Consider the following 7,269-nt stretch of genomic DNA (forward strand, 5'->3'; position numbering starts at 1 on the left):
CATCTGTTAACTATGGCGCAGAAGCAGGATAAATCTACCACCCTGCCGGGCGTATTTGCGACGCTATCGGCTGGCTTTGAATTGACCACCCGTTACCTATGGCTGATGGTCATTCCGGCGCTGCTCGATCTTTTTCTCTGGGTCGGGCCGCGGCTGAGCTTCCGGCCGCTGCTGGAGTCGGTCTTCGCCCAACTGCCGGTCGAGGCCATGCTGATAGATCCGGGGCCGTTGCTGTCAGAAGCTCTGCCGCGGCTGAACCATTTCACCTATTTGGCCGTCCCACTGCTGGGTGTGCCCGCGCTGATGACCGGGCTGGCCCCGGAACGCACGCCCATCCAGCCGGCCGTCATCGAGCGCCTCGGCTGGGGCGAGTGGTTTGGCTATCTGCTGCTGTTCACGGTTGCCGGGCTGCTGCTGGCGGCCGTGTTCTATAGCCTCATCGCCTACGCCCTGCGCCGGGCGGGCGCGCCGCCGGGCGAAGCGCCGGGGCTGGCCCTGGGCCGGTTGGCCCAACGGGTGATGCGCACCTGGCTGCGGCTGCTCGGGCTGGCGGCGGTGCTGGTGGTGCTCATCCTGGTCATCCTCGTGCCCGTTACCCTGTTGGCCGGGTTCGTGGCCCTCATCAACCAGGCGCTCGCCAGCGTCGTGCTGATAGGCGCGCTGGTGGTCATCCTGTGGCTGGCGCTGTTCTTCGGTTACGCGCCACAAGGCATGACCCTGAATCCACGCCCCTTCCTATCGTCGCTGGGGGACAGCATCCGGCTGTTCCAGAAGAACCTGCCAGCGTCGCTGGGGGTGCTGTTCGTCGTGCTGCTGGCCCGGCAGTTGTTGAGTAACATCCTGCTCTCGGCCGATTCCGGCACCTGGGTCACGGTCATCAACATCCTGGCCCACGCCTACATCAGCACGGCGCTCGTCGTCGCTCTATTCATTTTCTATCGCGACCGCTATCTCGCGTTTTTGCAGGGCGTGGCCTCGCGCGGCGCAGGCCCGCAAACCAGTACGGAGCATGTGAAGTAGTCAACTATGATCAGCAAGACCAAGCAGAACGATAGCCGGGCCGCCGCCCACTACGACGCCGGTAATATTCAAGTATTGAAGGGATTGGAAGCGGTGCGCCGCCGGCCCGGTATGTACGTGGGCGGCACGGATATCAAAGCCTTCCACCACCTGACCAACGAGATCGTCGATAACTCCATCGATGAGGCTTTGGCCGGCCGCTGCGACCGCATCGAGGTCACCATCCACCCCGACTCCAGCGTTAGCGTCAGCGATAACGGCTTCGGCATCCCCGTGGCCGAGCACCCGACGGAGAAGGTGTCGGCCTTGCAAGTCGTCCACACCAGCCTCCACTCCGGCGGCAAGTTCGACAACGCTGCCTATAAGGTTTCCGGCGGTCTGCACGGCGTCGGCGCGGCGGCGGTCAACGCCCTGTCGGAGTGGATGGAGGTGGTGGTAAAGCGCGACGGGGCCGTCTGGAAGCAGCGCTACGAGCGCGGCGTCCCGGTGACGCCCGTCCAACGCCTGCGCGACCTGAAGAAGGGCGAAGACACGGGCACGACCACGACCTTTCGGGCCGATGAGACGATCTTCACCGAGGACCACGAGTACCGCTTTGAGATGCTGGCCAACCGCTTCCGCGAGATGGCCTTTGTCACCAGCGGCGTCCTCCTGAAGCTGACCGACGAGCGCGTATCTCCGGCGCGAGAGATGAGCTTCTACTTCGAGGGCGGCGTGCGCTCCTTTGTGCGCTACCTGAACCGCAACCGCAAGGCGCTCCATGAGCCGGTGCACGTTCGCAAAGAGGTGGACAACGTCGATATCGAGGTGGCAGCACAGTACACCGACGGCGTGGCTATCTCCGAATATGCCTTCGCCAACACCATCAACACGCCCGACGGCGGCACGCACCTGACCGGCGCGCGCACGGCGCTGACCCGCGTCATCAACAACTACGCCCGCAAGAACGGCTTTCTGAAGGAGAAGGACAAGAACTTTTCGTCGGATGACACGCGCGAGGGGGTAACGCTGGTGGTCAGCATCAAGCACCCCGACCCGCAGTTCGAGAGCCAGACGAAAGTCAAGTTGATGAACGCCGAGGTGGCCGGCCTGGTGTCGGCCGTGCTGGGCGAGGCGCTGGCCGCCTTCCTGGACGAGAACCCGCGCGAGGCGAAGAAAATCGTCGAGCGCTGCCTGACTTCCTCGCGCGCCCGCGACGCGGCCAAGGCCGCCCGTGACCTGGTCATGCGCAAGAGCGCGCTGGACAGCCTGACGCTGCCCGGCAAGCTGGCCGACTGCTCCGAGCGGGAGCCGGCGCGTTGCGAGTTGTACATCGTCGAGGGCGAGTCGGCCGGCGGCACGGCCAAGCAGGGTCGCGACCGCCACTTCCAGGCCATCCTGCCCCTGCGCGGCAAGATCCTCAACACGGAGCGGGCGCGGCTGGACAAGATCTTGGGCAACAACGAGGTGAAGGCGCTCATCTCCGCCCTGGGCACGGGCATTGGCGAGTCGTTCGACCTGGGCAACCTGCGCTACGGCCGGACGATTATCATGACCGACGCCGACGTGGACGGCAGCCACATCCGCACCCTGTTGCTGACCTTCTTCTTCCGTTACATGCCCGATCTGATCGAGAACGGCCACCTTTACATCGCCCAGCCGCCGCTCTACGCCGTCAAGCATGGCAAAGACATCTCCTACGCCTACTCCGAAGGGGAGCGCGAGACGCTGCTGAAGCGGCTGAACGGCCAGAAATACAGCGTCCAGCGCTACAAGGGTCTGGGCGAGATGAACGCCGAGCAGTTGTGGGAGACGACGATGGATCCCAACGTACGCACGCTGCTCCAGGTGACCATCGAGGACGCCGTCGTCGCCGACCGGACGTTCGACATGCTGATGGGCGACGAAGTCGCGCCGCGGCGGCGGTTCATCACGACGCACGCCAGTGAAGTGCGCAATCTGGACGTGTAACCGCCGGCCATGGCCCTGATTCACTGCCACTTTTTCTCGCAAGTCCTGCAACTGGCCTCAACGATGACCGTCATCCTGCCCGAGCCGCCCCCCGGCTCGGGCGGGGACGGCGCGGGGCGGCGCTACCCGACGCTCTACCTCCTGCACGGCCGCTCAGACGACCACTCCGCCTGGCAACGGCGCACGTCCATCGAGCGCTACGTGGAGGGGCTGGGGCTGGCCGTGGTGATGCCGGAGGTACACCGCAGTTTCTACACCGACATGGCCCGCGGCTACCGCTACTGGACGTTCATCAGCGAGGAAGTGCCGGCCCTGGCCCGCCACTTCTTCCCGCTGTCCGATAATCCGGCCGAGAATTACGTCGCCGGGCTGTCAATGGGCGGCTACGGGGCGTTCAAGCTGGCGCTGACTTACCCCGAACGGTACGCCGCCGCCGCCAGTTTGTCCGGGGCGCTGGACGTGGTGAGCCGGACGCGGGCGGATGAGGCGGCGGGCAGCCAGGAGATGAACAACGTCTTTGGGCGTGTGGATGAACTGACCGGCGGCCCCAACGACCTGTTCCATCTGGCCGGGCGACTGGTCGAACGGGGCGACGCCCGGCCGCGCCTGTACCAATGGTGCGGCCTGGACGACAGCCTCTACGCCGACAACGTGCGCTTCCGGGAGCACGCGCGGGCGATTGGCCTCGACATCACCCATGAGGAGGGGCCGGGCGCGCACGAGTGGCGCGATTGGGACCGGCAGATCCAGCGGGTGCTGGCCTGGTTGCCGGGCTTGGCGCGGCCATAGCTGTTAGCTACTGGCGGGCTGCGAAACCCAACTATTTACTCGCCGTCTGATGCGGATGATGCCGGCGTCGCGTCGAGCAGTTGCGACACGGTGACGAAGCGGAAGCCCTGTTCGCGCAGTTGCTCAATGATCGCGGGCAGCGCCTCGGCCGTGTGCCAGCCGCGGCCGTTCATGTGCATGATGATAATCGAGCCGTTCTGAACCTGGTTCACTACCCAGGGGATCATGCGCTCGGCGGTGATGCCCGGATCGGGATCGCCGCTGACAACCTCCCACTCGATAGCCCGCACGCCTAGCTCCGCAACCACGCCCAGCGCCTCTTCCGTGTACGCGCCGCCAGGGAAGCGAAAAACGGCCGGCTGCCGCCCCACCAACTCCCACATGATGTCCTGCGTCCGCTCGATCTCCGGGAACATCTCCTCGACCGTGGCCGTGGCGAAGTCGATGTGCGCCCAGCCGTGGTTGCCCAGCTCGAACTGGGGCTGCGCGGCCAGGTAGCGCGTCTCATCCGGGTGAGTGCGCATCCAGTCGCCGCCGAGGAAGAGCGTCGCCGGCGTGCCCGTCTCGAGCAGGACGCGAATGATCTCGGCATCGTAGCCGGCTGGAAGGTCTGGGTCCTGGCAGGCGTCGAAGGTCAGGGCGATGATCGGTTCGGCGCGCTCGCCATGGGTGATGGGCGGCGCGGGGGGCAACGGCGCCAACGCCGGCCGCTCGCCCACTCCTCCAGCGACGGCCGGCGTCAGCGAGGCGCGCGGGGTCGCTGGCCGCGCCGTTATGGCCGGCGTCGGCGGCGCGGCCAACGTCGGCGTGGGGAGAAGCGGCGTCGCGTCTCTGAGGCTGTCTACAGTCTTAGTGGGTATGGCAGTCGGCGTGGCCGGTTCCGGTGGAACCGTGGGGAGTAATGACTCCGCGACCGGCGAGGCGGGTTGCCCGCCAACGGCCTCGCTCTCCGCGGTCGGTTGCGGCGACGCGCTGCCCTTCCGGCCGGAAGGGCTTAGCCAGAGCAACAAAGCCAGCATGATCAAGGCCACGATGACGACGAGAATGCCCGTTCTGCGCATGACGTGCCTCAGGGCGCCCAGGCGGGCTGAGTGTCCAGGTAGCCGTCGCTGAAGACCAGTTGAGACATGTTGCCGCTGCCCACGTCCAGCAACCAGATTTGAGCGACGCCCCTGACCCAGTAGGCGAAAGCGATACGCCCGCCATCGGGCGACCAGGCCGGTTCGGCGGCGTTGTTGCCGGTGGTCGCCTGCCTCGTTTGACCCGTCTGGGTGTCGTAGATCATGATGTGAAAGCCCTGGCCGCTCTGCGGGTCGCCCTGACTGAAGGCGAGATAGCGCCCATCCGGCGACCAGGCCGGCGACTGGTTCATGCCGCCAGGCGTGATCCGCTCATCGGAGCGACCATCGGGATCAGTCAGGTAGATGTGGTAGCCATCGTCGGCGCGCGACTCGTAGGCGATGCGCCCCGTGGCCGACCACACCGGATAGCGATTGTCGCGCCCGTTGGGGACGATGGGGGTTTGGTCGCTGCCGTCCGGCCGCATCCGGTACAACTGGGCCGTTCCGCCCGCCCCTTCGCGGTGGAAGACGATCCACGCGCCGTCGGGCGACCAGCTTGGCCCATGGTCATTGACCCTGTTGTTGGTCAGCCGCCGCCAGTTCGAGCCATCCGGATCCATCAGATAGATCTCCGGGATGTCAGCCAGATCGCGGTCGGAGGCGAAAACGATGGTCCGGCCGTCGGGCGACCAATTCGGCAGCGCGGAGGAGTAGGTGTCGTCGGTCAGGCAGCCTTCATTGGTTCCATCGGTGTCGATACGACAGATGACCCGCTTGCCTTCCCAGTCGGCTGTGCCGTCGCCGTCCGAGTCCGCCAACGAACGGGAGAAGAAGATTACGTCCCCTCGCGTGGCTGGCGTGGGTTCCGTGGTCGGCGACGGGAGCGGCGGCGGCGTGGGGGAAAGGGTCGCGGTCGGCGGCGGCGTTTTGCTGGGCAGCGGCGTTGTGAGGAGCGTGGGTGGCGGGGAAGCCGTCGCGGTGGGGGTTCCGTCCGGCCCGCCGCCCATGCCGGCGTTGGCCTCCGGCGTCTGGAGTGTCGCCGAAGGCGCGACGGGGAGAGTCGCTTGCCCGCGATTCACGCTGATGCTGATCAGACCCGCGCGCCACAGCGCAAAGACGCCAATCGCCAACAACACGAGCAGCCCACCCGCCAGCAGCGGCCAACCGCCTCGACCGGACGCTTGACTCCCCGGCGAAGCGAGTGGTTTCACCAACTGGCCGCAGTGAATGCAGAACGCCTGATCGGCCGGCGTAGGTTTTTGACAACTGGGACAGACCTGCGTGGCGCTCACGGCCTCTCCTCCTGCTCCGCGATGGCGAGTGGCTAACTCCCATCTGGCGGTATTCATTATATCACGACGCGCAAAACTCCTGCATATCCCTGTTCTTCATCGCTTTCTTAATTGCCCGCGATAGAATCGTGCCTGTGGAGAGAACAGATGCGCATCCTCGTCGTCGAAGATGAACCGGGCATCGCCCGCTTTATCCGCCAGGGCTTGACCGAGGCCGGCTACGCGGTCGATCTGGCCGAGGACGGCCGCGAGGGACTGGACTACGCCCTGGCCGCTAACTACGACGTGCTGGTGCTCGACATCATGCTGCCGCGGATGAACGGCCTGGACTTGCTGCGCGAATTGCGCCGCCGCGGCGACAAGACGCCGACGCTCATCCTGACCGCCCGCGACACGGTCGATCACCGCGTGGAGGGGCTGGACACCGGCGCGGATGATTACCTGGTCAAGCCGTTCGCCTTCCCGGAGTTGCTGGCCCGGGTGCGCGCCCTGCTGCGCCGCCCGCCGCTGCAAATGGGCACAACGCTCCACATCGGCGACCTGGAGATGGACACGGCCACGCGCGAGGTGCGCCGGAGCGGTCACCCCATCGAGCTTAGCCCGCGCGAGTTCGCTATCCTGGAGTATTTGATGCGCCACCCCGGTCAGGTGTTGACGCGCACGCAGATCGGCGAGCACGTCTGGAACTTCGACTTTTACAACGAGTCCAACGTCATCGATGTCTACGTCGGCTACTTGCGCCGCAAGATCGACAACGGCCACGCCCTACCGCTGATCCACACGGTGCGCGGCGTCGGCTACCGGATAAGCGCCGACAGATGAAACCGGCCCCGCCCCCTCTGCCCCCTTCCCGTATCCCGCTGCGGCTGCGCCTGACGCTCTGGTACACCGTGTGCCTGGCGCTCATCCTGGTGGCGTTCATCGTCTTCCTCTACTACCGCGTCCAGAACAGTTTGGTGATTCAGGTGGACGCCGCGCTGGCCCTGGCCGCCGACCAGGCGTTGCTCAACGTAGGCCTCGCCGACGGGCAATTGGCCTTCCAGAGCGCCGGCATCGACCCGGACGCCCTGCGCGGCCTCAGCGACGACTTCACCATCTCCCTGTTCACCCCCGACGGCGCGGCGCTGGATACATTCACGACGCAGGATCAACTGCCC

At 65.9% G+C, this 7,269-nt stretch carries 6 protein-coding genes and 1 pseudogene; 5 read left to right on the forward strand and 2 right to left on the reverse strand.

Annotation, left to right across the window (positions count from 1 at the left end):
• The 3 genes from ACE3UY_RS14565 to ACE3UY_RS14575 all read left to right on the forward strand — a co-directional run.
• Positions 1 to 1,020: hypothetical protein (locus ACE3UY_RS14565; RefSeq protein ID WP_374688231.1), on the forward strand; the 1,020-nt coding region annotated here is incomplete at its 5' end.
• A 6-nt stretch (positions 1,021 to 1,026) separates the two neighbouring features.
• Positions 1,027 to 2,970 (forward strand): DNA topoisomerase (ATP-hydrolyzing) subunit B, encoded by a 1,944-nt coding sequence (gene gyrB / locus ACE3UY_RS14570; RefSeq protein WP_374688232.1) that lies wholly within the window; start codon positions 1,027 to 1,029, stop codon positions 2,968 to 2,970.
• 9 nt (positions 2,971 to 2,979) lie between these two features.
• Complete coding sequence (locus ACE3UY_RS14575) at positions 2,980 to 3,759, forward strand: alpha/beta hydrolase (RefSeq protein WP_374688233.1); 780 nt, start codon at positions 2,980 to 2,982, stop codon at positions 3,757 to 3,759.
• A 35-nt stretch (positions 3,760 to 3,794) separates the two neighbouring features.
• Here the strand turns inward: ACE3UY_RS14575 and ACE3UY_RS14580 are convergent, their stop codons facing one another.
• Both ACE3UY_RS14580 and ACE3UY_RS14585 read right to left on the reverse strand, forming a co-directional pair.
• Positions 3,795 to 4,820, reverse strand: a complete 1,026-nt coding sequence (locus ACE3UY_RS14580; RefSeq protein WP_374688234.1) for a polysaccharide deacetylase family protein — start codon at positions 4,818 to 4,820, stop codon at positions 3,795 to 3,797.
• An 8-nt stretch (positions 4,821 to 4,828) separates the two neighbouring features.
• Positions 4,829 to 6,112 (reverse strand): hypothetical protein, encoded by a 1,284-nt coding sequence (locus ACE3UY_RS14585; RefSeq protein WP_374688235.1) that lies wholly within the window; start codon positions 6,110 to 6,112, stop codon positions 4,829 to 4,831.
• Between the two features lie 147 nt (positions 6,113 to 6,259).
• Here ACE3UY_RS14585 and ACE3UY_RS14590 point away from each other — a divergent pair, with 147 nt between their 5' ends.
• Both ACE3UY_RS14590 and ACE3UY_RS14595 read left to right on the forward strand, forming a co-directional pair.
• Entirely contained in the window at positions 6,260 to 6,934 is a 675-nt protein-coding gene (locus ACE3UY_RS14590) for a response regulator (protein ID WP_374688236.1), read from the forward strand.
• Positions 6,931 to 7,269 (forward strand): annotated as a pseudogene (locus ACE3UY_RS14595) (hypothetical protein); the annotation flags it as partial. The gene ACE3UY_RS14590 and the pseudogene ACE3UY_RS14595, both read left to right, overlap by 4 nt.

This window comes from Promineifilum sp. (SeqCode), from assembly GCF_041918635.1.
Taxonomy (GTDB): Bacteria; Chloroflexota; Anaerolineae; order Promineifilales; family Promineifilaceae; genus Promineifilum.